This window comes from Verrucomicrobium sp. GAS474, assembly GCF_900105685.1.
In the GTDB taxonomy this organism is placed as follows: domain Bacteria; phylum Verrucomicrobiota; class Verrucomicrobiia; order Methylacidiphilales; family GAS474; genus GAS474.
The window spans coordinates 1881996-1906400 of record NZ_LT629781.1; the positions used below are offsets into that span (position 1 = coordinate 1881996).

24 protein-coding genes are annotated in these 24405 nt (G+C 66.6%); 10 read left to right on the forward strand and 14 right to left on the reverse strand.

Annotation, left to right across the window (positions count from 1 at the left end):
* Window positions 1-193 precede the first annotated feature (193 nt).
* Genes BLU04_RS07795 through BLU04_RS07805 form a run of 3 tightly spaced genes read left to right on the forward strand, consistent with a single transcriptional unit; the run spans window position 194 to window position 1602 of the window.
* Window positions 194-781, forward strand: coding sequence for a sigma-70 family RNA polymerase sigma factor (locus BLU04_RS07795; protein ID WP_157895202.1), 588 nt, complete (start codon window positions 194-196; stop codon window positions 779-781).
* A gap of 19 nt (window positions 782-800) precedes the next feature.
* Window positions 801-1037: a hypothetical protein gene (locus BLU04_RS07800; protein WP_093284325.1), complete on the forward strand. Its 237-nt coding sequence runs from the start codon at window positions 801-803 to the stop codon at window positions 1035-1037.
* A 22-nt stretch (window positions 1038-1059) separates the two neighbouring features.
* Window positions 1060-1602, forward strand: a complete 543-nt coding sequence (locus BLU04_RS07805) for a hypothetical protein (protein ID WP_093284328.1) — start codon at window positions 1060-1062, stop codon at window positions 1600-1602.
* A 442-nt stretch (window positions 1603-2044) separates the two neighbouring features.
* Here BLU04_RS07805 and BLU04_RS07810 read toward each other — a convergent pair whose 3' ends face one another.
* The gene (locus BLU04_RS07810; RefSeq protein ID WP_197672921.1) at window positions 2045-2347 is read right to left on the reverse strand and encodes an RNA-binding protein; all 303 of its coding nucleotides are present in this window, start codon (window positions 2345-2347) and stop codon (window positions 2045-2047) included.
* Between the two features lie 200 nt (window positions 2348-2547).
* Window positions 2548-4113 carry a DHA2 family efflux MFS transporter permease subunit gene (locus tag BLU04_RS07815; RefSeq protein ID WP_197672922.1) on the reverse strand — a complete coding sequence of 522 codons (1566 nt, stop codon included), beginning with the start codon at window positions 4111-4113 and terminating at the stop codon, window positions 2548-2550.
* Window positions 4114-4196: 83 nt separating this feature from the next.
* Here BLU04_RS07815 and BLU04_RS07820 point away from each other — a divergent pair, with 83 nt between their 5' ends.
* Both BLU04_RS07820 and BLU04_RS07825 read left to right on the forward strand, forming a co-directional pair.
* Window positions 4197-4766 (forward strand): TetR/AcrR family transcriptional regulator, encoded by a 570-nt coding sequence (locus tag BLU04_RS07820; protein ID WP_093284333.1) that lies wholly within the window; start codon window positions 4197-4199, stop codon window positions 4764-4766.
* A 12-nt stretch (window positions 4767-4778) separates the two neighbouring features.
* Window positions 4779-5669, forward strand: a complete 891-nt coding sequence (locus BLU04_RS07825) for an HlyD family secretion protein (RefSeq protein ID WP_093284336.1) — start codon at window positions 4779-4781, stop codon at window positions 5667-5669.
* Here BLU04_RS07825 and BLU04_RS07830 read toward each other — a convergent pair.
* From BLU04_RS07830 to BLU04_RS07880, 11 genes are all read right to left on the reverse strand, one after another.
* On the reverse strand, window positions 5666-6073 hold the full coding sequence (locus tag BLU04_RS07830) for a hypothetical protein (protein WP_093284338.1): 408 nt from the start codon (window positions 6071-6073) through the stop codon (window positions 5666-5668). The genes BLU04_RS07825 and BLU04_RS07830 overlap by 4 nt on opposite strands.
* Window positions 6070-6531 (reverse strand): hypothetical protein, encoded by a 462-nt coding sequence (locus tag BLU04_RS07835; protein WP_093284341.1) that lies wholly within the window; start codon window positions 6529-6531, stop codon window positions 6070-6072. Before BLU04_RS07835 ends, BLU04_RS07830 begins: the two co-directional genes overlap by 4 nt.
* A gap of 61 nt (window positions 6532-6592) precedes the next feature.
* On the reverse strand, window positions 6593-7417 hold the full coding sequence (locus tag BLU04_RS07840) for an FkbM family methyltransferase (RefSeq protein ID WP_093284343.1): 825 nt from the start codon (window positions 7415-7417) through the stop codon (window positions 6593-6595).
* 14 nt (window positions 7418-7431) lie between these two features.
* Complete coding sequence (locus BLU04_RS07845) at window positions 7432-8664, reverse strand: aspartate kinase (RefSeq protein ID WP_093284346.1); 1233 nt, start codon at window positions 8662-8664, stop codon at window positions 7432-7434.
* A 64-nt stretch (window positions 8665-8728) separates the two neighbouring features.
* Window positions 8729-9436 (reverse strand): DUF4410 domain-containing protein, encoded by a 708-nt coding sequence (locus BLU04_RS07850; RefSeq protein WP_093284348.1) that lies wholly within the window; start codon window positions 9434-9436, stop codon window positions 8729-8731.
* 389 nt (window positions 9437-9825) lie between these two features.
* Window positions 9826-11667 (reverse strand): TolC family protein, encoded by a 1842-nt coding sequence (locus BLU04_RS07855; RefSeq protein WP_162274659.1) that lies wholly within the window; start codon window positions 11665-11667, stop codon window positions 9826-9828.
* Window positions 11668-11881: 214 nt separating this feature from the next.
* A complete protein-coding gene (pgi, locus tag BLU04_RS07860) occupies window positions 11882-13534 on the reverse strand; it encodes a glucose-6-phosphate isomerase (RefSeq protein WP_093284353.1) in 1653 nt (550 codons plus the stop codon).
* Window positions 13535-13831: 297 nt separating this feature from the next.
* Window positions 13832-14911 (reverse strand): nitronate monooxygenase, encoded by a 1080-nt coding sequence (locus BLU04_RS07865; protein ID WP_093284356.1) that lies wholly within the window; start codon window positions 14909-14911, stop codon window positions 13832-13834.
* Between the two features lie 28 nt (window positions 14912-14939).
* Window positions 14940-15590, reverse strand: coding sequence for a DNA oxidative demethylase AlkB (gene alkB, locus BLU04_RS07870; RefSeq protein WP_093288535.1), 651 nt, complete (start codon window positions 15588-15590; stop codon window positions 14940-14942).
* A 288-nt stretch (window positions 15591-15878) separates the two neighbouring features.
* Window positions 15879-16355, reverse strand: coding sequence for a hypothetical protein (locus BLU04_RS07875; protein ID WP_093284359.1), 477 nt, complete (start codon window positions 16353-16355; stop codon window positions 15879-15881).
* A gap of 9 nt (window positions 16356-16364) precedes the next feature.
* Window positions 16365-16574, reverse strand: a complete 210-nt coding sequence (locus BLU04_RS07880) for a hypothetical protein (protein WP_093284361.1) — start codon at window positions 16572-16574, stop codon at window positions 16365-16367.
* Between the two features lie 134 nt (window positions 16575-16708).
* Here BLU04_RS07880 and BLU04_RS07885 point away from each other — a divergent pair, with 134 nt between their 5' ends.
* From BLU04_RS07885 to lpdA, 4 genes are read left to right on the forward strand one after another with little or no spacing between them, the layout of a single operon-like run.
* Complete coding sequence (locus BLU04_RS07885) at window positions 16709-19555, forward strand: 2-oxoglutarate dehydrogenase E1 component (RefSeq protein ID WP_093284364.1); 2847 nt, start codon at window positions 16709-16711, stop codon at window positions 19553-19555.
* 46 nt (window positions 19556-19601) lie between these two features.
* Window positions 19602-20813, forward strand: a complete 1212-nt coding sequence (odhB, locus tag BLU04_RS07890; RefSeq protein ID WP_093284367.1) for a 2-oxoglutarate dehydrogenase complex dihydrolipoyllysine-residue succinyltransferase — start codon at window positions 19602-19604, stop codon at window positions 20811-20813.
* Between the two features lie 28 nt (window positions 20814-20841).
* Window positions 20842-21231 (forward strand): hypothetical protein, encoded by a 390-nt coding sequence (locus BLU04_RS07895; protein WP_093284369.1) that lies wholly within the window; start codon window positions 20842-20844, stop codon window positions 21229-21231.
* 15 nt (window positions 21232-21246) lie between these two features.
* Window positions 21247-22641 carry a dihydrolipoyl dehydrogenase gene (lpdA, locus tag BLU04_RS07900; protein ID WP_093284372.1) on the forward strand — a complete coding sequence of 465 codons (1395 nt, stop codon included), beginning with the start codon at window positions 21247-21249 and terminating at the stop codon, window positions 22639-22641.
* Window positions 22642-22707: 66 nt separating this feature from the next.
* On the opposite strand, the gene BLU04_RS07905 is transcribed toward lpdA, so the two are convergent.
* Window positions 22708-23778 (reverse strand): M48 family metallopeptidase, encoded by a 1071-nt coding sequence (locus BLU04_RS07905; RefSeq protein WP_093284376.1) that lies wholly within the window; start codon window positions 23776-23778, stop codon window positions 22708-22710.
* 295 nt (window positions 23779-24073) lie between these two features.
* On the opposite strand from BLU04_RS07905, the gene groES reads away from it, so the two are divergent.
* Complete coding sequence (gene groES, locus BLU04_RS07910) at window positions 24074-24370, forward strand: co-chaperone GroES (RefSeq protein WP_093284378.1); 297 nt, start codon at window positions 24074-24076, stop codon at window positions 24368-24370.
* The last annotated feature ends 35 nt before the right edge of the window (window positions 24371-24405 follow it).

Sequence of the window (24405 nt, forward strand, 5' to 3'; positions counted from 1 at the left end):
GGGGAAGGTTTTAATGCGAACTGTGTCGTACGACGGCGGTTCCCGGCGAAAGTTGCGCGACATTTGCTTTTTCAGGAAAAAAGGTCCCCGCGGCGATTTGGCCGCAACTTTCCCCCCGGGTTTGCGTCTATCTGGAGGGAGAAAGAGAAACGCATCTCGTGACCCCCAGACCAAGTTTGACGAAGCCCGCCGCATGGAGAAGAACGACGCCGACCTGTCCCATGCCCCGTGGGTCGAGGCGGCCCGCGTCGGCGACGCTCCGGCCCAGGAAGCCCTGATCCGGCTCTACCAGCAGCGGATCGCCGGTTTCGTCTACGCGATGACGGGGGAAACGGGACACGTCGAGGATCTTTCCCAGCAGATTTTCGTCAAGATGGTGCACGGATTGCCCAGCTTGAAGGAAGCGATTCGGTTCGAGGCATGGCTCTTCCGCCTGGCGCGGAACGTCTGCCTCTCCCACATCCGGCGGCGGCGCTGGCTGGGGCGGTTCGTCGCCTTCGACGATGTCGGGGACGATTACGATCCCCCCGCGCCCCCGCCCGAGGCGACGACGGAGGACCGGGAGGAGGCGGAGGCCCGCCTCCTGTGGCTGCAGCGGGCCATGGCCTCCCTGCCCATGGGGCAGCGGGAGTTGTTGGCAATGCTGCAGGATCGTGAGATGAGTTATGAAGAGATGGCCCGGATCACCGGCGCCAGCGTCAGTTCGGTGAAGTCGCGTCTCTTCAGGGCGCGGGAACAATTGAAAGCATGGAGGCAAAATGGATTTCGCTTCGGAACCTAGACACGATGTTTGGAACGATTTGAGGGCGCGGGCCGCGGAAGCGCTCCCGCCCGACTTCGCCGCGGGGGTGATCCGCGCGGCGGCCCGCGAGCGGCGGCAGCGGCAGGTGCGGAACATGGCCTTCGGCGGCGTCGCGGTGATGCTCTGCGTCGCCTACGGCCTCCTCGCTTTGGCGCGGATCGAGACCGGCCACAAACGGGAAGCCCTCTGGCTCCAATACCAGCAGGGGCAGTGGATCGCCCTGCGGACCCTCTAGGGCGGGGCGAGGGAGCGAGATCATGAAAGAATACTTCGGCATCCTCTCCGGGGCGGCGGCCTTCCTCGCCCTCGGCCTTTCGCTGATCCTGTGGAACGAGCACCGGAACGCCCCGCCTCCGGCCCCGTTTCCCTTCTTCCACGAATTCGCCCCCACCCGGGCCGAGATCGAGGAGATCGAGGCCTATCAGAAAAAGGTCGAGACGATCCGGGCGAAGTACCACGGGCAGATCGTCGCCCTCCTGAGCGCCGACCAGAAGAAAGCCTTCGAGGCCAGCCAGGCGCGGGCGATCGAGGCGATCCGTCAGGCCCCCTTCGGCCCCAACGGCAATCCTGACGCCTGCCGCCTCGGCCCGCCGCCGGAGTTCGCCGTCCTCAGCATGGTCGTCTACCGCCCCGTGCTCGAGCTGCTGGCCACGGAACTAAAGCTCGACACCCTCCAGCGGACGAAAGTCTCCGCAATCCTCGAAGCGCGGCGGATCGAGGTGCTCCGCCTCGTCGACAGTGAGCCCCTGCCCTCATTCCTGCAGCAACGGCCGCCGCCGATGGCCGAGACCTTGCCGTAGAGAGGAAAGGGAAGCCCTTCGGGGCAGGGGATCTCTCTCTCTCTCTCTCTCTCTCTCTCTCTAAGAGCTTTTGGAAGCCGTCGTTCCTCCCAAGCGGACAAGGGAACTAGCGGACCCTTTCTACCCGAAGCGGACGGCCTAATGCGGTACGGCTAGAATAGTTCAGGCCTATCAGACGGGGACTGCCGTCGCGTTAGCGACACTCGTTCGTCAGGGGAAACTAACTTGCAGGGCCAGGAGGTAAGTCCAGGAGGGGCGAAGCCCCTCTTGCGTCGTCTAACACGTGCGGATCGCCTCCAGCTGTACAGGGTCTCTGCCCGGTCCCGAAGGAGCATTCACCGCCCCCCTTCGCTACCCCTTTCCTCCGTGCCCCCCCGAAAACGAAAAACCCCCGGAGTCACCTCCGGGGGTTTTGGGAAGACGCTAAAGAATTAGCGAATCCTTAGTAACGACCGCGGCCACCGCCGCCGCCGCCGCCACCACCACGGGAATCGCGACGCGGTTCCATGGGCTTGGCTTCGTTGACGGTCAGGTTGCGACCGTCGATCGACTTGCCGTGGAGGGCGTCGATGGCGGCCTGGCCCTCCTGGGCGCTGCCGAGGGTGACGAACCCGAAGCCGCGGGAGCGCTGCGTCTCACGATCCATGATGAGATGGACATCGTTGACGTTGCCGTACTGCGAGAAGAGTTCCTTCAAGTCGTGTTCGCTGGTCTGGAAGGAAAGGTTTCCTACGTATAATTTCATACTGCTTTTATTTTAGAGGTTACGACCTCACATCGATTGAAGAGCGTGTAAAACGCAGAATACCTTTGGAAGCGAGCAGGGAAAACCTGGGACACCACTACTTGGCTTCAGAACGAAGCGATGGATCGGATGGAGGAACATTTGCACGCTTTTGGGGGAAAGCAACGGAAATCTTACGGCACCGGTGTGAAAAGGTGTTTTTAATGGGCTTCCTTCGCGGCCTCCGCCGAGGGGGCCTGGGTCCGTTTCAAGAGAGGAATCAGGATCAGGGCCCCGAAAAAGAGGACGGCGATGAGCCAGAATACGTCGGCGAAGGCCATCGTGACGGCCTGCTGGCGGACGGTCCGGGCGAGGATGGCGAGGGTGTGGGGATCGCCCGGAGTGGTGCCGATCCGGTCGGCGATACCCTGGAGGGAGGTCTGGACTTTGGGGTCCCCGGCGCGGAGGTTCTCGGCGAGGCGGTGCCAGTGGAGGTTCGTCCGGTCGTTGATCCAGGTGTTGATGCAGGCGATGCCGATCGCTCCGCCGAGGTTCCGCATGGTGTTGAAGAGGGCGCTCCCCATCTTCAGGTGGGCGGGCGCGAGGGAGCCGAGGGCCATGTTCGTCGCCGGGACGATGCAGAGGAGGATGGCGAGCCCCCGGACGATCTGGGGCCAGAAGAATTCCCCGCTCTGCCATTGGGGGGTGACGTAGGTGGTCATCCAGAGGCCGAGGGCGAAGAGGAGGAAGCCGGCGGCGAGCATCGCCCGGGGGTCGGCCCTTTGGGAGAGCCGGGCGACGAGGGGGGCGATGAGGATCTGGGAGAGCCCGGCGACGAAGACGGCCTCGCCGATCTGCCGGGCATCGAACCCGGCGACGCGGGCGAGGAAGAGGGGAAGGACATAGATGCCGCCGAAGAGGCCGAACCCGGTGACGAAGATGAAGAGGGAAGCGACGGCGAAGGTCCGGCTTTTCAGCGCCCGGAAATCGACGATCGGGCTGGGGTGGCGGAGGGACCGCCAGACGAAGGCGACGCCGGAGACGAGGGAGACGGCGGCCCAGGCCCGGATCGTCCCGTCGTCGAGCCAGTTCCAGCGGTAACCCTCCTCCAGTACGTATTGGAGGCTGCCGAGGAAGAGGGCGAGGAGGAGGAGGCCGATGAGGTCGAACTTCTTCAGGAGGGAGGGTTCCGGCTCGTCGATCGCCTCGAAGAAGGGGATGGTGAAGGTGATGACGAGGCCGGGGACGATGTTCACGAAGAAGAGCCAGCGCCAGGAGAGGGTGTCGGTGATCCAGCCGCCGAGGGTCGGCCCGAGGGTCGGGGCGAGGCTGCTGAGGAGGCCGAGGGTCGCGGGGATGAGGGCCCGCTTCTTCCCCTCGAAGAGGGCGAAGCCGGTGGCGAAGACCGTCGGAATCATCGCCCCGCCGACGAAGCCCTGGAGGGCCCGGGCGGCGATCATCGAGTGGATGCTCCAGGCGAAGCCGCACAGCACGCTGGAGAGGGTGAAGGCCGCCGCCGAGGCGGTGAAGAGCCAGCGGGTCGAGAAGGCGCGGGAGAGCCAGCCGGAGAGGGGGATCATGACGATCTCCCCGATGAGGTAGGCCGTCTGGATCCAGGAACTCTCGTCCGGGGCGGCGGCGAGGCCCGCCTGGATGTCGGAGATCGAGGCGGCGACGATCTGGGTGTCGAGGAGGGCCATGAACTGCCCGATCGCCATGAGGGCGAAGAGGGTCAGCTTCCTCCGGTCCGACATGGAGGCGATCACCGAAGAAGGGGCGGCGCTCACCTCGCGCTCCCGTTTCTTTTTTCCGAAAAAAGAGATTGCATGATGACCAACATATAATATGATGATCATAATTCAATAAAATTATGCGCTACGACAAAGGACACAAGGAAGAGACGCGGAAGAAGATCGTCGAGGTCGCCTCCGCCGCCTTTCGCCGCGAGGGGATCGACGGCATCGGCGTCGCCGACGTGATGAAGCGGGCCGGGCTGACCCACGGCGGCTTCTACAGCCACTTCAAGTCGAAGGAGGAATTGGTGAAGGAGGCCGTCGCCTCCGCTTTTTCCCAAAGCCGCCTCCGCAAGGGGCGGGAGGAGGGGAAGAGTGTCGAGGAACTGATCCGCAGCTACCTCCGGCCCGAGCACCGGGACCGGCTCGACGGGGGGTGCGCGATGGCCGCCCTCGTCGGCGATTTCGCCCGCCGCCCGAAGGCGAACCGCGAGGACTTCGCCACGCGGATCGGACGGATGATCGGCCTCATCGAGGAGGTCCTGCCTTCCGCCCTTTCCCCAGCGGCGCGGAAGAAGAAGGCGACGGGAATCGTCGCCACCCTGGTCGGCGCCCTCCAGCTGGCCCGGACCGAGACCGATCCGAAGGCCTCCGACGCGATCCTCGAGGCGGGCATCGATGCCGCGCTGAGCCAAGTGAACTCCTAACCCCCCTATCTTATGTCCACCCTCGCCCCCACCGTCCCCCTGAACGGGCACGCCGTTCCTCCCCGCATTCCTGCCGAGACGCCCGTCTCGCGGAAGCCGACCCGGAAGCACCTCCTCCTCGGAGGCGGGGGCCTCCTCCTCGCGGCGGGCCTCGTTCTCTATCTGATCCACGCCGGCCGCCACGAGGTGACCGACGACGCCTACACGACCGGCCACGTCCACGCGATCAGCGCCCGCGTTCCCGGGACGGTCGCCGAGGTCGCCGTCGACGACAACGACGCGGTGAAGGACGGCCAGACCCTCGTCCGCCTCGACCCGCGCGATTTCCAGGTCGGCGTCGACAAGGCGAAGGCCGACTTCGAGAAGGCCAATGCCGACTTCGCCCGCGTCGAGCAGCTCAAGGGAACCGGCGCCCTCTCCGTCCAGGAGTACGACCAGACGAAGGCGGCGATGCTCGTCGCGAAGGCGACCCTCGACGACATGAACAATCAGCTCGGCTACTGCACCCTCGCCGCGCCGACGGCGGGGATCGTCGGGAACAAGACCGTCCAGATCGGGAACCGGATCGCGGCGGGGACCGTCCTCATGTCGGTGGTGCAGGACGTCTGGATCGTCGCCAATTACAAGGAGACCCAGGTCGGCCGCCTCCGCGAGGGGCAGCGGGTCGCCATCAAGATCGACGCCGTTCCCGGCCACGTCTTCACCGGCCGGATCGACAGCCTTTCGCCCGGCTCGGGCTCGACCTTCGCCCTCCTCCCGCCCGAGAACGCGACGGGCAACTTCACCAAGATCGTCCAGCGCGTCCCGGTGAAGATCGTCTTCGATCCCGACTCGATCCGCGGCTACGAGAAGCGCCTCGTCCCCGGCCTCTCCGTCGAGACCGATGTCGACCTCCGGGACTAGGCCGGTCCCGCTTCCTTCTCCCACTTCCCCAGCGGGCACCGCTCCGACGCCCAGGTCAGCTTGATCCCGCTGCACCCGCATTTCCGGCAGCGCCCCAGCCCCGCGTGGCCTGTGTCGTCCCACTCGGGGCAGGCGCGGCAGAGGGCCTGCCTCGCGAGGTAGGTCGGCTGGCTGGCCTTCTGGAAACCGGAGGCCGCGAAGCGGGCCGAGGCCTTCACCGCATTCAGCGCGGTCTGGGCGAGGCCCGGGCTCGTGCGATACTTGGCCGCGAGGGTCGCGTAGACCTCGTCGTCGAAAACCACATCGTCCCCCTGCACGGTGCCGTGGGCGAGGAGGTCGGCCACATAGCCGGGGGGACGTTTCGCGGCGCGCGAATGGATGGACGAGAGCGGGATGGCGATCATGGGGCGGGGTTGCAGATGTCCCGGATGTCGAAGGTCTGGTCGAGGCCGCCGCTGTCGAAGGCGTTCGAGGTGACCTCGCCGCCGGGACCGGTGAGGGTGAAGACGGCGTAGGTGTTGCAGCAGTTGGCGTGGTCGAATTCGAGGCTCAGCTCGATCTCGCAGCAGGGGCCGACCTCGGCGAGGGCGACGGTGAGGGGGATCTCCCGGATCGTCTCCGGGCAGGGATTGCCCGACGCGTCGGTGCCGCAGCACCCGGCGGGGCTCGAGACCATGTCGAGGAGGGCGATGAAACGCTGCTGGGAATCGCCGCTCTCGTCCTTCCACTTCAGGTAGACGTTGAAGGCGTCGTCCTCGCAACGGTTCACGTCGTCGTACTTCAACGTCATCAGGCACGGCGCGGCGAGGCAGCAGGTGCCGCAGCTTCCGGCGGTGCTCGAGGTGGGCCAGCGAAGGATCATGACCCCGCGACGATGGCAGGGGGCCGCGCCCGCGTCGTCGACGGGGGGAAGGGAGGGCGCGTCAGGGACGCTTCACGTAGAGCGCCTGGGAGATCAGGGGCCGGTCGAAAAAAAGTTCCCGAAGCTCGAAGCCTTCCGCCGCGAGGACTTTCTCCCCCTCGGCGCGGGGCGCGACGGCGTGATGCCATTCGATGAGGATGCGCCGGGCCTGGCGCAACAAGGTGTTTTCGGTCTTCAACAGGGTGTATTCGGCCCCTTCGATGTCGATCTTCAGGAGATCGATGGCGCGGTCCCCGGCGAGGGCGGTCCAGGCTTCGAGGGCGCTGACGGCCGGGACTTCGATGCGGCGTTCGGGAGCGGCCCCCACGGTCGACGAGGCGACGGCCTCGAGGTGGGAACCGAGGTGGGCGGGCTCGACGGCGAATGCGACTGGCGATCCGGCGGGGAGGCCCGTCCCGACGGCGCCCCAGACGACGCGGACCTGGTTCAGGCTGTTCGCTTCGACGAGGCGTTCCAGCCGGGGGATCAGCGCGCGGTTGGCCTCGACGAGAAGGGCGTGCGAAAGGCGGGGCGCGAGGGTGTCGAGGACGGCGAGGGAGAAGAACCCGGCGTTGGCCCCGAGATCGACGAGGGTCTCGATTTCAGTCTCGCCGGCGAGGCGCTGGAGCTTCGCCCCGGCCTTCCATTCCTCGTGGGCGAGCCACCCGTTCCAGTCGGAAATGCGATAGCGAAGTCCCCTGCGGGGGGAACGCCGTTCCCGGGCGGTCGCCCCGAGGAGGGCATCGACGACCGCGCGAAGCGAGAGGAGTCGGGAGAGGGCGCGGACGGCCCGCGAGTGGTCGAGAAAGCCGACCCACGAGCCATAGGGGCTGGCTTTCTCGTTCACGGGAAATCCCTCGACTACTTCACCGCGCCGAGCTCGAAGGCGTCGTGGACGGCCTGGGCCGCCGCGGGGCCGCCCGCCTCGTCGATGACGACGGAGATCTTGATCTCGCTGGTCGAGATCATCTGGACGTTGACCCCCGCGCCGGAGAGGGCGCGGAAGAGCGACGCCGCGACGCCGCTGTGGGAGCGCATCCCGATGCCGACGATGGAGAGCTTGCTGATCCCTTCCTGCGCGGTGAAGTTCTTCGCGCCGAGGGCGGCGACGAGGGGCTCGGCCACCTTGCGGGCCTTCGGGAGGTCGTCCTTGTGGAGGGTGAAGGTGATGTCGGTCGCGCCCTGGTTGGAGACGTTCTGGACGATGACGTCGATGTTCACGTGGCCCTCGGCGAGGGCGGTGAAGAGCTTCGCGGCGACGCCGGGCTGGTCGGGGACGCCGGAGACGGTGACCTTGGCTTGGTTCTTTTCGAGGCTGACGCCGCGGACGACGACTTGTTCCATGGATTTCATTTCTTCCTTGATGAGGGTGCCGGGGACGTTGCTGCCGATCTCGCTGAAGCTGGAGCGGACTTCGAAGGGGACGTTGAATTTCTTCGCGAACTCGACCGAGCGGGCCTGCATGACCTTCGAGCCGAGGGCGGCCATCTCGAGCATCTCGTCGTAGGAGAGGACGTCGATCTTGCGCGCGTTCGGGACGAGGCGGGGGTCGGCGGTGTAGACGCCGTCGACGTCGGTGTAGATCTGGCAGAGGTCGGCCTTCAGCGCGGCGGCGAGGGCGATGGCGGTGAGGTCGGAACCGCCGCGGCCGAGGGTGGTGATGCTCCCCTCCTCGTTCTGCCCCTGGAAGCCGGCGACGATGACGACCGCCCCGGCGTCGAGGTGCTGGCGGACCTTCTTCGGGGTGATGTTGGCGATCTTCGCCTTCGTGTGGAGGCCGTCGGTGACGATCCCGGCCTGGGCTCCCGTGAGGGAGACGGCGGGGACGCCCGCCGCGTGGAGGGCCATGGCGGTGAGGGCGATGGTGGTCTGCTCCCCGGTCGAGAGGAGCATGTCGATCTCGCGCTCGGCGGGCTCGGGGGCGACCTCGCGGGCCAGCTTCAGCAGCCCGTCGGTGACGCCCGACATGGCGGAGACGACGACGACGATCTGGTGGCCGTCCCGGTGCCAACGGGCGACGCGGGCGGCGACGTTCTTGATCCGCTCGGCGTTGCCGACGGAGGTGCCGCCATATTTTTGGACGATCAGGGACATGGGAAGGGTCTTTATAGGGAAAAAGACCCGCGCATGGCAATCCCGGCGTTGAGGGGGACGGGGCCTACTTCCGCAGCGCCTTCGGCTCGATCCACTTGTCCTCGGAGATCCAGCGGTTCTGGTACATGTAGTCGGAGAGCTCGGCGGTGATCTCCCGCGCGGTGCGGGCGGTGTCCTCGGTCAACCCGTGGGCGATGCCGCCCGCGCCGCCCGCGGCCGCCTCGATGACGATGGTGAGGGGATCGGTCGCGATGGCGGTGACGGCGCCGGGCTCCGCGCCGCTGCCGCCTATGGTGGAGAAGGTGAGGAAGGGGGTCGCGGTCCCCTTGCTGAGGTCGTAGACGGAGACGCGGGTCTCGTACCGGGTCCGGCCCAGGCCGAAGCCGATCGTGCCGCGGAGGGCGCGGCTGCCCTGGTGGATGCGGGTGAACTTGCCCCGGATCAGCCAGGCGTTCTCGGAGGTCGCGAACGACTGGTCCTTCCCGGCGGCGACGGCGGGGATCAGGCGGCGGGAGAGGTCGGTGGTGATCCCCTTCTGCAGCATCACCTGAAGCTCCCGCTTGAATTCGGCGAGCTCGATCTTGTCCCGGTCGACGCGGAAGTCGGCCCCGTCGGTCTCGAAGAGCGCGACGTAGACCTTCTTCGGCATCCGGTCGGTCTCATGGGAGGTATGGGTATCGACGCTGACCGAGGCGCACGAGGAGAAGAGGGTGGCGAGGGCGAGCGCGAATGCTGCGGGGACGACGGTGCGGAAAAGGGAAAGACGTTTCATGGAGGAGGGAAGTATCCAAGCTACCACACAAATACCGGAGCCGGAGGAAATGATTTCCAGGGCCTGTTATTCAAACCCGCTGTTCCTCCCGCACTCGGACGCGTGATTCCTCCCAAGCGGCCAGGGGAACTAGCGGACGTTCTTTCCCCGAAGCGGACGGCCTAATGCGGTACGGATAAAACAGTTCAGGCCTATCAGACGGGGAGGTCCAGGAGGGGCAGAATGCCGTCGCGGTAGCGACACTCGTTCTCAGGGGAGACTAACTGGCATGGCCGGGAGGCAAGCCCCTCTTGCGTCGTCTAACACGTGCGGATTACATCCACCTGTACAGGGTCTGTACCCAGTCCCGAAGGGCACCCACAGCCCCCTTCGTGTCCCCCCCCTCAGCCCTACGGAGCCATCGTCTTCCCCGCCGAGGGAATCGGGGCCGAGGTCACCGTCGTGACGGCGTCGCTTCCCGTCGGGGCGTTCCCGGCGGCGACGTGGAGCTTGATGAAGTTCAGCCGCGTGTTCATGTCGGCGACGTGGAGCTGTTGCCGGGCCGAGTGGTAGCTCTGCAGGGCGGTGAGGACGTCGAGGTTCGCCGAGACGCCGTGGCGGTAGTCATCGAGCTGGGCGTTGTAGTTCATCGCGCTGAGCTCGGCGTATTGCCGGTTCTGGAGGTATTGCGCCGCGCTCCCGTTGAAGTTCGCGTAGGCGGAGCGGACCTGCTGGTCGCCCGTCCGCTGGAGGCTTTCCAGGCTGAACTGGCTCTGGCGGAGGAGTTCCCGCTGCTCGTTGATCCGGCCGATGATGAGGCCGCCGTCGAAGATGGGGAGGCTGACGTTGAAGGTCGCCGTCCACTGCTGGGTGTTCTTCGGGTCGTTGAGGGGGGTCCAGTTGAAGTCGCCGGTGATCGTCGGCCAGAGGGCGCCCTTCGCCGAGGAGAGGTCCCGCTCCGTCGCGCGGATCGTGGCGAGCTGGGAAAGAAGGTCGGGCCGGAAGTTGATGTCCCGGAGGTAGGCCTCGATGTTCGCGGCGGTGGGGAGGGCGGCCTCGTCCCGGAGGAAGATCTTCCCGGCGGGGATGCCGATGAGGAAGGCCATCATTTCACGGTCGACGTTGAGGAGGGCCTTCTCCTGCTCCAGGGAGACGCGGCCCGAGGCGAGGTCGGCCTGGGCGAGGAGGAGATCGGCGGGGCGGGAGCGGCCGAGGCGGACGCGGCGCTGGAGCTCGGTGACGCGGGACTCGAAGTCGTGGACGAGGTCGGTGAGGATCGAGACCTGCCCGGCGTCGATCAGCATCTGGTAGAAGGCGGTGGCGGTGTCCTGGTAGAGGGTCTGGTAGCCGTAGCGGAGGGTCTGCCGCTTCGCCTCGATGGTCTGGCTCGCCGCGCCGACGGCGTTGTAGTTCTGGGCGCCGTTGAAGATCGTCTGCGTGGCGCCGATTCCGGTGCTGGAGCCGTAGTCGCGGCCCGCGGCCCCGCTGACGCTGAGGCGGGCGGCGGTCCCGTTGCGCACCTGGTTCTGGAACGACTCGCTGTTGACGAGGCTCACCGTCGGGAAGAGCCCGGCGGCGGCCTGGGACCACTGGGTCTTCGCGATGAGGACGTCCTGGGCGGTGATCTTCAGCGTGTCGCTCCGGATCGCGGCGAGGCGGAAGCACTCGGCGAGGGTCAGCGGCTTCTCCCCGGGGGCGAGGGGAGTCGGCCCGCCCTGGGCGACGGGGGAGGCGGTGGCCGCCGCCTGTGTGGCGGGGGCGAAGGTGTCGGTCGCCGGGGGCGGGGGGACCGGGTCGGCGACGTCGCTCGACTTCGTCTCCTGCCGCGTGGCGGGGGAGGGGCCGTTGACCGGGAGGAGGGCGGCCTTGGCCGTCGCCGTGTTCGTATCGACGTCGCTGGTGGCCCATTCCCGGTGGCTCCTGCGCCCGGCGGAACCGGAACCGGAACCCGAGGCGGCTGCGCTGGAGCCCGAACCCGAAGCCGATTGCGCCGGCTGGCTCTCGCCGAGGGAGGTGCTTCCGCTGGTGCTGACGCCGTCGGTCGAGCCGGAAGGGGAGGCCGAGGCATTGGCCGGGGAAGCGGAGGTGACCGAGGCCGACGCGGTGTCGGCGGCCGCCGAGGTCGAAGTCGAAGTCGAAGCCGACACGGAAGGCGACCCGCTGTCGGCGGCGGGGCTGGACGAGGTCAGGGCGCCTGCCAGGAGGAAAACGAAAGCCAGGGTATTCCGGCAGTTCCGGCGGGAAAGGGGCATCGGGGGACTATAGGAGGGGAAGGAAGCGGCGTAAACCCCTTTGCCGGGCTTTCCTTGCCCTATTCCTTTCATTTTTTCGGTCGGCTTTCCGTTCATTCGAGTGGCGGAAAGACGCGGGAAGGGGGGAAAGGTTACCGGCCAAGGCAAAAACCCCGCGCCTTCCCATAAGAGAGAAGGGCGGGGCTGGCTTGGCTGGGCTTGGACGGGGGGGCGCTTACTTCCGCTTCGCCTTGTAATGGTTGATCAGGCCGTTCGTCGAGGAGTCGTGGCTCGTGACGGGGGCCGATCCGGCCAGTTCGGGAAGGATCGCCTTGGCGAGCTGCTTGCCGAGCTCGACGCCCCACTGGTCGTAGGAGTTGATGTTCCAGACGATGCCCTGGACGAAGATCTTGTGCTCGTAGAGGGCGATGAGGCTGCCGAGGGAGCGGGGGGTGATCTTCTGGATCAGGATCGAGTTCGTCGGGCGGTTCCCGGTGAAGACCTTGTGGGGGATGAGGGCCTCGAGCTTCTCGCCCGAGAGACCGTCCTTCACCAGCTCGGCGCGGACCTCGGCCTCGGTCTTCCCCTTCATCAGCGCCTCGGTCTGGGCGAAGAAGTTCGAGAGAAGGATCGGGTGGTGGTCGCCGAGGGGGTTGTGGGTCTCGATCGGGGCGATGAAGTCGCACGGGACGAGCTTCGTCCCCTGGTGGATCAGCTGGTAGAAGGCGTGCTGGCCGTTCGTCCCCGGCTCGCCCCAGAGGACGGGACCGGTCGAGTAATCGACGCGGTGGCCCTGGCGGTCGACCGACTTGCCGTCGCTCTCCATGTCGCCCTGCTGGAAGTAGGCGGCGAAGCGGTGCATGTATTGGTCGTAGGGGAGGATCGCGTGGGTCTCCGCGCCGTGGAAGTTATTGTACCAGATGCCGATCAGCGCCAGGAGGGCCGGGATGTTCTCCTTCAGCGGGGCGGTCTGGAAGTGCTTGTCGACGGCGTGGGCCCCGGCGAGGAGGTCGAGGAAGTTCGCGTGGCCGATGGAGAGCGAGATCGGGAGGCCGATCGCCGACCAGAGCGAGTAGCGTCCGCCGACCCAGTCCCAGAAGCCGAACATGTTCTTCGCGTCGATGCCGAACTTCGTCACCTCCTTCTCGTTCGTCGAGAGGGCGACGAAGTGCTTCGCCACGGCGGCGGTGTTCCCGCCGATGGCGGCGCTGGCGAGGAGCCAATCCTTCGCGCTCTGGGCGTTGGTCAACGTCTCCTGGGTGGTGAAGGTCTTCGAGGCGACGATGAAGAGCGCCGTCTCGGGGTTCAGCTTGCGGAGGGTCTCGGCGATGTGGGTGCCGTCGACGTTCGAGACGAAGTGGACGTTGAGGTCGCGCTTCGAGTAGGGCTTCAGCGCCTCGGTGACCATGACGGGACCGAGGTCGGAGCCGCCGATGCCGATGTTGACGACGTCGGTGATCGCCTTGCCGGTGTGGCCCTTCCACGCGCCCGAGCGGACGGCGTCGGAGAACTCGCCCATGTGGGCGAGGACGGCCTCGACATCGGGGACGACGTCCTTCCCGTCGACGAGGATCGGGGTCTTGCTCCGGTTGCGGAGGGCGATGTGGAGGACGGCGCGGTCCTCGGTGACGTTGATTTTTTCACCGGAGAACATCTTCCCGATCCAGGCCGGGACGTCGGCCTGCTCGGCCAGGGCGACGAGGAGGGAGAGCGTCTCCTCGGTGATCCGGTTCTTGGAGAAGTCGACGAGGATCTCCTCGAACTGGCGGGAGAATTTCGTGAAGCGGGCCGGATCGGCGGCGAAGAGGTCGCGGATGGAGGTCTTGTCGATCGTGGCGTGGTGGGACGCCAGGGCTTTCCAGGCGGGGCTTTGGGTGAGGGCGCTCATGGTAGGAGGGAGGGTAGAGCGCTTTCACTTCGGGGGGCAAGCTGAAGGAAGGGGGCGCGAGGTTGTGTGTTGCGCCCTTCGGGACGGGGTACAGACCCTGTAACAGGTGGAGGCCGGACGGGCGTTTCGAGATCCAAGAGGGGTTGGCCCCCTCCTGCACCTCCCCCTCTGATAAGGCCTGAACTGGAAAACTGTTTCTCTTAAGGCGATACAACGTGATGAAGCTATCGTCCGCTAGTTCCCCTGTCCGCTTGGGAGGAATCACGCATCCGCAGGCTGGGGGGAGCCGAAGTCGATTTAGCTTAACAGCGTTTCTGCTTCGCCCCAGATACGGCGGACGATCTGCCCCGCCGGTTCCGCCTGCGCCAGCGCCGCCGACTGCCCGGCCCACGCTTGGACGCGATGAAAATCGTTCGCGGCTTCTCCGGTCTTCCGCATCGCCGCCGTGAGGGCGCGCTGGACGGGGTAGGGGGCGGGCGTCGGGCCGAGGTCGGAGATCGCCGCCTTCACGTAATCGGTGACGAGGCTCCGGCCCGCCCGTCCGCTGAAGACGCGGCTGACGACGGTTCCCTCGGGCGGCGTGAGGGCGAGGGCGTCGGCCCAGCTCGAAATGATCCCGGCCTCGGGGCTGCGGAGGAATCCGGTCCCGATCTGGACGGCGCTCGCCCCCAGCGTCAGGGCGGCGGCGATGCCCCGCCCGTCGGCGATCCCGCCCGCCGCGACGAGGGGGAGCCTTACCGCGTCGGCGACGGCGGGGAGGAGGGCGAAGAGGCCGACGAGTTCCCGTTCGGCCCGGGGCGGCGCGGGGTCGAACGAGGCGCGGTGGCCGCCCGCCTCGGCCCCCTGGACGATGAGGGCGTCGGCCCCCGCCGCCGCCGCCTGCCGCGCTTCGGCGACGGTCGAGACGGTGGCGATCCACGGGATCTTCTTCGCCTTGAGCTGGGCGACGAAGGACTCGGGAAAGAGCCCCATCACCGACGAGGCGGCGGCGGGGGCGATGTCGAGGATCGCCTCGCACTGGGGCTCGAAGGGATGGGGGAGGGCGTCCCCGGCCTCGGGCGGGACCTCGGGGCTCCAGCTGGCGGAGAGGAAGTGGCGGACGCGGGCCTCCTGCGCCGGATCGCGCCGGGGCGCGGGATCGGGGACCCAGAGATTGATCTGGAACGGCTGGTCCGTCCCGGCGCGTACGGCGGAGGCCCACTCCTTCATCTGCGCGGGCGTCATCGGCAGCGCCCCGCACGAGCCGAGGCCCCCGGCCTCGGCGACGGCGACGGAGAGCGCCGGAGGGCAGGCCCCGGCCATCGGGCCGAGGAAGACGGGGAGGCGGAGGCCGAGGGAGTCGCAGAAGGCCCGGGAGCGGGCGAGGGCGGGATTCATGATCCCATTTTAGCACAGGCTCGCGGGGTCAGGAAGCTTGCCGGAAGGTGAGGTTGACCCGGCACCGGCCCGTCAAGGGGTGATTCCCCCCGGCGAGCGGATCGACGCCGTGGAACGCCATCCGGGCGGGGCCGCCCCAGACGACGACGTCGCCGTTCTCCAACCGGAAGCGGCGGGGCTTCTCCTGCCGCGTCAGGCCGCCGAAGAGGAACCGGGCGGGGAGGCCGAGGGAGACCGAGACGATGGGGGCGGCGAGCCGCTTCTCGTCCTTGTCCTGATGGAGGGAGAGGCGGGCGCCCGGCTCGTAGCGGTTGATGAGGCACGAGTCGGGCGCGAAGCCGGGGAAGCCCGCCCGCGCGGCGGCCCCGACGGCGAGGGCGCGGAAGAAAGGGGGCATCGCGGGCCACGGCTTCCCCGTCCCGGGATCGCAGGGGGCGTAGCGGTAGCCGCGCCGGTCGCTCGTCCAGCCGAAGTCGCCGCAATTCGTGATCGCGATCGACATGACGAACCCGCCCGGGGTCGTCATGTGGCGGAAGGGGGCGGCCTCCGCGATGGCCTGGACGGCGGCGAAGAGGGCGGGGGCCTCGGCGCGTGCGCCGCCCCGGAAGAGGACGGCCCCGTCGGCCAGCGGTTCGGTTTCCGGTTCGGGCTTTCGGGCTTCGCCTAGGAGGGTGTCCATCTCGGACTGGCTGTCGCTCATTTGCGTTAGTCTAGCATATTGCGTCCGGCTCCGCCCGCACTCGGACGCGTGGTTCCTCTCAAGCGGACAGGGGAACTAGCGGACATGCTCTACCCGAAACGGACAGCCTAATGCAGTACCGCTCCGAACAGTTCAGGCCTATCAGATGGGGAGGTCCAGGAGGGGCGAAGCCCCTCTTGCGTCGTCTAACCCGTGCGGATCGCCTCCAGCTGTACAGGGTGTGTACCCGGTCCCGAAGGAGCGTTCACCGCTCCCTTCGCGTTCCCCCTACGGCTGGCTCCGCACGCCGCTCGCCGGGCGGTGGAACTCCTCCAGGAATCGGATCGCCGAGAGGACCGGCGTCGCCCCGCACCGTTCTGCCGGGAAGCGTCTGAAGTCCGCCGCCACCAGGGGATGCCCCGTCGTCAGCGCCACTTCGGCGAAGCACGCGTCGTCGGTCGAGGGGGTCGGCACCTGCGCGGTCGAGACGCACCGGAGGGTGTCTTGAAGGATGAAGTGGAGGATCCGCTCCTTCTCCAGCGGCAGCAACTCGCTCTGCGCCAGCCCCGACCGGTAGCGGGCCAGGACCCGATCGTCGGCGACGAGGCGGATATGGCCCGCCCTCAGGAGATCGACGATGCGCCGGGCGAGCGGCTCCCCCGGCCAGCCGGGCAGTCCGACGCCGATTCCCGAAAGGAGGAGGGGCAGGTCGAGGACGAGGGGGACGATCCGGCGGAACGTCGCCTTATGGGCGGTCGGGATCATGGGAGGGAGTTAGCTCCGGCGCGTCCGGGCCGTGGCGACGGCGTCGGAGAAGAAGGCGCGGCGGACGGCGGCCAGGGTCGCCTCGAGGCTCTCGGGGTGGATTTCGAGGATCAACGCGCCGGGCCGTCCGTCCCGGGTCAATACGATCTCCTTTTCATGGGCCAGAGTCTCCCAAAACTTCTTCGACTGCTTGAGGTCGGCGACGCCGATGTAGGTCATGATCTCCTTAATAGGAGATCATATGGACTTTAAAAGCCTATTTATCGCTCATCTCCTTAAGCATTAATGAGTGAAAACGCGAAAACGCTTGAAAATAAGAGGGAAACGGATAGGTTGGCCCCCCCTAACTATATATGAGTGAGACCTCCTCCTCCGCGGCGCTCCCCCCTGTCCTCGAGCGCTCCCTGAATAAGAATGGCACCAACGGTGCCCACGCCCGGGGCCATATCGGCAATCCCGAGCACACCGCCCTCCTCGAAGAATATTACGAGCAGTGGAAGATCGATCCCGAATTGGTCGATCCCATGTGGCGCTCCTTCTTCGAGGGCTTCGAGCTCGGCGTCCAGACCCTTCCCTCCAAGAGCGCCAAGGGTGCCGCCCCCGCCGCCTCCTCCACCGGCAAGCCCGTCGTCCCCGAGGGCGACACCGCCTCCCGCCTGAAGCAGGCCCGCGTCTACAACCTCTTCTTCGCCTACCGCATCCTCGGTCACCGCATCGCGAACCTCGATCCGCTCGGCTTCAACAAGACGACCTTCCCCGACCTCGACATCGAGAACTTCCGCTTCACCGAGGCCGACCTCGACACCGTCTTCGACTCCGGCTCCCTCGCGGGCGGCGGCGAGCGGACCCTCCGCGAGATCCTCGCCCTCCTGAAGGAGACCTATTGCGGCAACGTCGGCGTCGAGTACATGCACATGCAGATCTTCCCCGAGCGCCGCTGGCTCCGGGACCGCCTCGAGACGACCCATTGCAAGCCGAGCTACGGCAACGCCAAGAAGAAGCGCATCCTCAACAACCTCCTCCGCGCCGAGGGCTTCGAGTCGTTCCTCCACACCCGCTTCGTCGGCCAGAAACGCTTCTCCCTCGAGGGCGGCGAGACCCTCATCCCGATGCTCGACGCGATCATCGAGGCCTCCCCCCAGCACGGCGTCTCCCAGGTCGTCATGGGCATGGCCCACCGCGGCCGCCTCAGCGTCCTCTGCAACATCCTCGGCAAGGACTACAAGTTCCTCCTCGACGCCTTCGCCGACAACTACGTCCCCCAGCAGGTCCAGGGCGACGGCGACGTGAAGTACCACCTCGGCTTCGACTCGGTCCAGACCACCTCCTCGGGCGAGCAGGTCGGCATCTCCCTCGCGCCGAACCCGAGCCACCTCGAGACCGTCGACCCCGTCGTCCAGGGCAAGGCCCGCGCCTACCAGCGCTTGCTGAACGACACCACCGAGCGCCGCAAGGTCCTCCCGATCCTCATCCACGGCGACGCCGCCTTCGCAGGCCAGGGCGTCGTCTACGAGACGCTGAACATGTCCCAGCTGGAAGGCTACCGCACCGGCGGCACCCTCCACATCGTCATCAACAACCAGATCGGCTTCACCACCCTCCCGCAGGACTCCCGTTCCACGGTGTACTGCACCTCGATGGCGAAGGGCCTCGGCATCCCCGTCTTCCACGTGAACGGCGACGACCCGCTCTCCGCCGTCTTCGTCACCGAGCTCGCCCTCGAATACCGCCAGCGTTTCCAGCGCGACGTCGTCATCGACCTCGTCTGCTACCGCCGCCACGGCCACAACGAGGGCGACGAGCCGAACTTCACCCAGCCGACCCTCTACGGGGAAATCCAGCGCCACGACCTCATCAGCGCCATCTACCTGAAGGAGCTGATCAAGAGCGGCGACATCACCGAGGCCGAGGCCCAGGACTACATCAAGAAGTTCGAGGACCGGCTCTCCGCCGCCCTCACCGAGTCGAAGCTGACCGTGAAGGACATCGTCCCCGCGATCCGCAAGCCCCTCAGCACCCCGGAGCTCCTCACGAACACCGTCGAGACCTCGGTCCCCGAGGCGACGATCACCCGCGTCGGCACCGCCCTCGTCACCATCCCGGCGACCCACAAGGTCAACGCGAAGATCCAGAAGGTCCTCGACGGCCGCCGCGCCATGATCGAGGGGAAGCAGCCCCTCGACTGGGCGATGGCGGAGGCCCTCGCCTTCGGCACCCTCGTCGACCAGAACCACCCCGTCCGCCTCTCCGGCCAGGACAGCCGCCGCGGCACGTTCAGCCACCGCCACTCGACCGTCTACGACGTCGAGACCCGCGAACGCTACATCCCGCTGAAGCACATCTCCGAGAACCAGGCGACGTTCTGCGTCTACAACAGCCCGCTCTCGGAATACGCCGTCCTCGGCTTCGACTACGGCTACAGCCTCGACTACCCGAAGGTCCTCGTCCTCTGGGAAGCGCAGTTCGGCGACTTCGCCAACGGCGCCCAGATCATGATCGACCAGTATCTGGTCAGCGCCGAGGCGAAGTGGGGCATCACGTCGAACATCGTCATGCTCCTCCCCCACGGCTACGACGGCCAGGGGCCGGAACACTCCAGCGCCCGCCTCGAACGCTTCCTCCAGGCCTGCGCCGAGGACAACATCATCGTGGCGAACATCACCACCCCGGCCAACTTCTTCCACCTCCTCCGGCGGCAGGCGTTGAACCCGATCCGGAAGCCCCTCGTCGTCATGACCCCGAAGGGCCTCCTGCGCGACAAGCGGTGCGTCTCGGCCCTGGCCGACCTCAGCGCGGGCCGCTTCGAGGAGATCCTCCCCGACCTCGCCCGTCCGAAGGCCCCGAAACGCCTCGTCCTCTCGACCGGGAAGATCTACTACGACCTCGACGACCAGCGGAAGGCCGCCAACGACACGAACACCACCCTCGTCCGCATCGAGCAGATCTACCCGCTCCACGAGCAGAAGCTCCTCTCGATCGTCGGCGACCCGAAGCAATACGACCAGATCGTCTGGTGCCAGGAAGAGTCGCAGAACATGGGCGCGTGGCACTTCATCGAGCCCCGCCTCCGCAAGCTCTTCGGCCGCGAGATCGCCTACGCCGGGCGCGACGCCTCCTCCAGCCCCGCCGTCGGGGCCCTCTCGATCCACAAGCTCGAGCAGAAGGACGTCGTCCACCAGGCTTACAGCGTGACCGCCTAAAGCCTCGCCCAGCACCCCCCTCCAACCCCTTAATCCTCCCCAACACATGGCCATCGAAGTCAAAGTCCCCTCCGTGGGCGAATCGATCACGTCCGGCACCATCGGCACGTGGCACAAGAAAAACGGCGACTACGTCAAAGCCCAGGAAGTCCTCTTCGAGATCGAGACCGAGAAGGTCACCTCCGAGGTCCACGCCGAAGTCGGCGGCGTCCTGAAGATCCTCGCCGAGACCGGCGCGACGGTCGACGTCGGCCAGGTCGTCGCCAGCATCGACGAGAAGGCCCCCGCGCCTGCCGCCGCCGCCCCGGCTGCCGCTCCCGCTCCCGCGCCCAAGGCCGAGGAAAAGAAGGCCGCCGCGCCCGCCCCGGCGGCTGCCGCCCCCGCTCCCGCCCGCGACAGTGGCGCTGCCGCCCTCTCCCCCGCCGTCCGCTACAACGCCGAGGAAAAGGGGATCGACGCCTCGAAGCTCGCCGGAACCGGTCCCGGAGGCCGCGTCACCAAGGGCGACGTCCTCGCCGCCCCCGCCGGGGGCGCTCCCTCCGCGCCTGCCGCCGCCGGTCCCCGCTCCACGCGGAAGCCGATGAGCCAGATCCGTCAGAAGATCGCCGCCCGCCTCGTCAGCGCCCAGCAGGAAGCCGCCCTCCTCACCACCTTCAACGAAGTCGACATGACCAACGTCATGGCGACCCGCGCGAAGTTCCAGGACCGCTTCGTCGCCAAGAACGAGATCAAGCTCGGCTTCATGTCGTTCTTCGTGAAGGCCGTCGTCTACGCCCTCCAGTCGGTCCCGTCGATCAACGCCCGCATCGAGGGGAACGAGATCGTCCAGAACCACTACTACGACATCGGTGTCGCCATCTCGACCGAGAAGGGCCTCATGGTCCCCGTCCTCCGGGACGCCGACGCCCTCGGCTACGCCGGGGTCGAGAAAGCGATCGCCGACTACGCCAAGAAGGGCCGCGCCGGGAAGATCGGCTTCGCCGACCTCGAAGGCGGCGTCTTCACCATCACCAACGGCGGGACCTTCGGCTCCCTCCTCTCGACGCCGATCGTCAACGCCCCCCAGAGCGGCATCCTCGGCATGCACTCGATCCAGGACCGCCCGATGGCGATCAACGGCGCCGTCGTCATCCGCCCGATGATGTACATCGCCCTGACCTACGATCACCGCGTCGTCGACGGCAAGGAAGCCGTCACCTTCCTCGTCCGCGTGAAGGAATACATCGAGAACCCCGGCCTCGGCCTCCTCGATTTGTAAAAATCCCTTCGGACCGCTCCCGCTTCCCATGAAGTGCTTCTACTCCGGGAACGACGCCGTCGGCCTGTGCAAGGCCTGCGGGCGGGGGCTTTCGTTGGCCCATCTTACTGAATTGCCTCGCGGTCTTGCCTGTAAGGGGAGGTGCGAGGAAAAGACTGGAGACCTGATTGAGGCGGAGGATGGCAATATTCAACTCCGCAAGAGTGGAATGATGAAAACAATGGCAAAGGGTTCAGCGCGCGCCACCTTTGTGGTCGCTTGTTTCTTTCTGCTGTTCGGCGGTATTTTGTGTTTCATCTATTGGCACAGCAGGGATTTCGTGAGTCTTGCTTTTGGGGTGGCCCTTTTTGCCTTTGGTGTTTTTTACATATTTAGAAGCCGGAAACTCGGAGCGCAGATCGAATCTGCAAAATTTTAATTTTTAATTTCTCTTATGCCCCAATACCAAGTCCTCGTCATCGGTGCCGGTCCCGGCGGCTACGTCGCCGCGATCCGTGCCGCCCAGCTCGGCTTCAAGACCGCCATCGTCGAAAAGGGGAAGACCCTCGGCGGCACCTGCCTCAACGTCGGCTGCATCCCCAGCAAGGCCCTCCTCGCCTCGACGGAGCATTATCACTTCGCCCAGGAGCGGTTCGCCGCCCACGGCATCGTGGCGGAAAAACTCTCCGTCGACCTCGGCGCGATGATGAAGCGGAAGGACCAGATCGTCACGAAGCTCACCGGCGGCGTCGACTTCCTGATGAAGAAAAACAAGATTGAGAAGCTGACCGGCAAGGCGACCTTCCTCGACGCGAACACCGTCGAGATCGACAACGCCGGGACGAAGACCACCGTCACGGCGGAGAAGTTCGTCCTCGCCACCGGGAGCGTCCCGGTCGAGTTGCCCTTCCTGAAGTTCGACGGGAAGACCGTTCTCTCCAGCGATCACGCCATCGCCCTCACCGAAGTCCCGAAGTCGCTCCTCGTCATCGGCGGCGGCGCCATCGGCCTCGAACTCGGCTCCGTCTGGCGCCGCCTCGGCGCCGAGGTCACGGTCGTCGAGTTCCTCCCCCGCATCGCCACCGGCTTCGACGGCCAGGTCGCCGAGACCCTCCGCAAGAGCCTCATCAAGCAGGGCATCACGATCCACACCGGCACGAAGGTCGAGTCGGGCGAAGTCACGAAGGGCGGCATCGCCCTCACCGTCTCCGCCGAAGGGAAGACGACGAAGCTCGAGGCCGAGAAAGTCCTCGTCGCCGTCGGCCGCCGCCCCTATGTCGAAGGCCTCGGCCTCGAGAAGGCCGGCGTCGCCCTCACCGACCGCGGCCGCGTGAAGATCGACGCCCATTGGAAGACCAGCGTCCCCCACATCTCGGCCATCGGCGACATCGTCGACGGGCCGATGCTCGCCCACAAGGCCTCCGACGAGGGCATCGCCGCCGTCGAGCGGATGGCGGGCAAGCCCGGCCAGGTCAACTTCGACGCCATCCCCGGCGTCATCTACACGAACCCCGAAGGGGCCTCCGTCGGCCTCACCGAGGAACAGCTGAAGGAAAAGGGCGTCGCCTACAAGAGCGGCAGCGCCCCCTTCGGCCCGAACGGCCGCGCCCTGGCGAACGACGCGACCGAAGGTTTCGTCAAGATCCTCGCCGACGCGAAGACCGACCGGGTCCTCGGCGTCCACATCGTCTCCAGCGCCGCCTCGGAGCTGATTGCCCAGGCCGTCTCGGTGATTGAATTCGGCGGGTCCGCCGAAGACATCGCCCGCACCTGCCACGCCCACCCGACGATGTCCGAAGTCGTCCGCGAAGCCGCCCACGCCGTCGGCGGGCACCCGATCCACGGGTAAGTCCGGCCACCGCCCAACAAAAAGCCCGCTCTCTTCGGAGAGCGGGCTTTTTTGCGTCAGGAACGCTCAGTTGGCGGGGTTGGCCTTGGCCACCGGTTCCGGGGGCGCGTCGGAGGCCGGGGCGGGCGGCGGCGGCTGAGGCGGGGGCGCGGAGGGGAGGGCGGGGATGATGACCGGTTCCGTCGGCGTGTAGACGGGGCCGTCGGAGGCGCGGCGGTGGGCCTGCTTCGCCTTCATCCCGAGGGCCTGCTGTTGGGCCTTCTGGAACGCGGGGAAGGCGATGGCCGCGAGGATGGCGATGTAGAGGAAGACCCCCATCTGGACCGAGACGAAGGCGGAGAAGAAGTAGGCGAGGGGGTTCCGCTTCACCGGACGGAGGAACTGCGGGTCTTCGAGCGCGAGAATGTTCGAGACGCGCTGGGAGAGGGTCGGGTAGCCCGAGTTGAGCTCGTGCCACGAGATGAAGAAGCCGCGATGGCGATGGTGCTGCCCGGCGAACATCGGGGGATTGGCCTTCGGGGCGGCGTCCTTGCCCGCGGCGAGGACGAGGAGGGCGCGGGTCGAGGGGGCCGCTTCCCCGGCGGCGAGGGCGCCGTGCCGGTCGCACGTCGCCTCGCAGGCGCGGGAATAGGCGTGGCCGAGGAGGGGGACGATGTGGGCGGGCAGGAGGAGGGCCCGCTTGAAGAGGTGGTTCCGCTTGAGGTGGCCGATCTCGTGGCCGAGGAGGAACTTCATCTCCGGCGTCGCCTCGCCGAGGGCCTCGAGGAAGCTCGAGTTGACGACGACGAAGTTCCGCCCGCTGTGGCGCGTCGCGAAGGCGTTCAGGATGCCGCCCGACTGGAGGACGTAGAGGGAGGGAAGGGTGTCGGTCAGGCCGAGGGTGCGGCAGACTTCGAGGTGGGTGGCATGGAGCTGGGGGAGCTGTTCCGGAGTCACCTCGACCGACTCGGAGCGGAGCTTCGCGATGAGGAGGCCGTTCGCCATGAAGAGGGCGATGGCGGCCCCGATGGCGTAGGGGATGCCGATGATCGTGATCGCCACCGCGATCCAGGCGAGGATCGATATGGCCAGGGCGAATTGGAAGTAGGTCTTTTCCTTCGGCAACGTCAGGGTCTCGGGGGTCAGGGAAATCGGCATGGGCCGGATTGGAGCACGACGGGAAAGCCTTGTCCCTACAAAAAAGAGGGGGGCGCGATTGCGAAACAGTGGCGCTCCTCCGCTCCGGATTGGGTCAATCTGTCCCTTTTTGGGAAGGACGGAGAAAAACAAAAAGAGCGAACTTATTTTGATAATCAACAGGTTGAGATAAAGTACGGGGCGCGGAACGGATTCTGCGAAGAGAACGTACTTTTAGAACCGGCTGCGGCGTTCCGAATCGGGCGCGGCGGCCATTTACGCGATCTAGAAAACAACACCAAGGAGTCCACACATTATGGCACAACCCAGCATCAAGCCCCTCAGCGACCGCATCCTCGTCAAACTCGTCGAGGAAGGCGAAGTCCGCAAGGGCGGCATCATCATCCCCGACAGCGCGAAGGAAAAGCCCCAGGAGGCGAAGGTCATCGCGGTCGGACCCGGCAAGCTCGACGAAGCGGGCAAGCGCCTCCCCGTCGACGTGAAGGTCGGCGAGAAGGTCCTCATCAGCAAATACGGCGGCACCGAAGTGAAGATCGACGGGGACACCTACCAGATCCTCCGCGAAGACGACATCCTGGCCGTCCTCGCCTAACGCTTTTCAAAACACAACCCACCCACCACTCAAAA

Bases quoted from the DNA above. Each gene is read 5' to 3' on its own strand.
- lpdA (WP_093284372.1), top strand. From the start codon at position 21,247: ATGCCCCAATACCAAGTCCTCGTCATCGGTGCCGGTCCCGGCGGCTAC.
- BLU04_RS07885 (WP_093284364.1), top strand. From the start codon at position 16,709: ATGAGTGAGACCTCCTCCTCCGCGGCGCTCCCCCCTGTCCTCGAGCGC.
- pgi (WP_093284353.1), bottom strand. From the start codon at position 13,534: ATGAGCGCCCTCACCCAAAGCCCCGCCTGGAAAGCCCTGGCGTCCCAC.
- BLU04_RS07820 (WP_093284333.1), top strand. From the start codon at position 4,197: ATGCGCTACGACAAAGGACACAAGGAAGAGACGCGGAAGAAGATCGTC.
- BLU04_RS07895 (WP_093284369.1), top strand. From the start codon at position 20,842: ATGAAGTGCTTCTACTCCGGGAACGACGCCGTCGGCCTGTGCAAGGCC.
- BLU04_RS07850 (WP_093284348.1), bottom strand. From the start codon at position 9,436: ATGAAACGTCTTTCCCTTTTCCGCACCGTCGTCCCCGCAGCATTCGCG.
- BLU04_RS07845 (WP_093284346.1), bottom strand. From the start codon at position 8,664: ATGTCCCTGATCGTCCAAAAATATGGCGGCACCTCCGTCGGCAACGCC.
- BLU04_RS07880 (WP_093284361.1), bottom strand. From the start codon at position 16,574: ATGACCTACATCGGCGTCGCCGACCTCAAGCAGTCGAAGAAGTTTTGG.
- groES (WP_093284378.1), top strand. From the start codon at position 24,074: ATGGCACAACCCAGCATCAAGCCCCTCAGCGACCGCATCCTCGTCAAA.
- alkB (WP_093288535.1), bottom strand. From the start codon at position 15,590: ATGGACACCCTCCTAGGCGAAGCCCGAAAGCCCGAACCGGAAACCGAA.
- BLU04_RS07855 (WP_162274659.1), bottom strand. From the start codon at position 11,667: ATGCCCCTTTCCCGCCGGAACTGCCGGAATACCCTGGCTTTCGTTTTC.
- BLU04_RS07805 (WP_093284328.1), top strand. From the start codon at position 1,060: ATGAAAGAATACTTCGGCATCCTCTCCGGGGCGGCGGCCTTCCTCGCC.
- BLU04_RS07875 (WP_093284359.1), bottom strand. From the start codon at position 16,355: ATGATCCCGACCGCCCATAAGGCGACGTTCCGCCGGATCGTCCCCCTC.
- BLU04_RS07795 (WP_157895202.1), top strand. From the start codon at position 194: ATGGAGAAGAACGACGCCGACCTGTCCCATGCCCCGTGGGTCGAGGCG.
- BLU04_RS07810 (WP_197672921.1), bottom strand. From the start codon at position 2,347: ATGAAATTATACGTAGGAAACCTTTCCTTCCAGACCAGCGAACACGAC.
- BLU04_RS07905 (WP_093284376.1), bottom strand. From the start codon at position 23,778: ATGCCGATTTCCCTGACCCCCGAGACCCTGACGTTGCCGAAGGAAAAG.
- odhB (WP_093284367.1), top strand. From the start codon at position 19,602: ATGGCCATCGAAGTCAAAGTCCCCTCCGTGGGCGAATCGATCACGTCC.
- BLU04_RS07835 (WP_093284341.1), bottom strand. From the start codon at position 6,531: ATGATCCTTCGCTGGCCCACCTCGAGCACCGCCGGAAGCTGCGGCACC.
- BLU04_RS07825 (WP_093284336.1), top strand. From the start codon at position 4,779: ATGTCCACCCTCGCCCCCACCGTCCCCCTGAACGGGCACGCCGTTCCT.
- BLU04_RS07830 (WP_093284338.1), bottom strand. From the start codon at position 6,073: ATGATCGCCATCCCGCTCTCGTCCATCCATTCGCGCGCCGCGAAACGT.
- BLU04_RS07865 (WP_093284356.1), bottom strand. From the start codon at position 14,911: ATGAATCCCGCCCTCGCCCGCTCCCGGGCCTTCTGCGACTCCCTCGGC.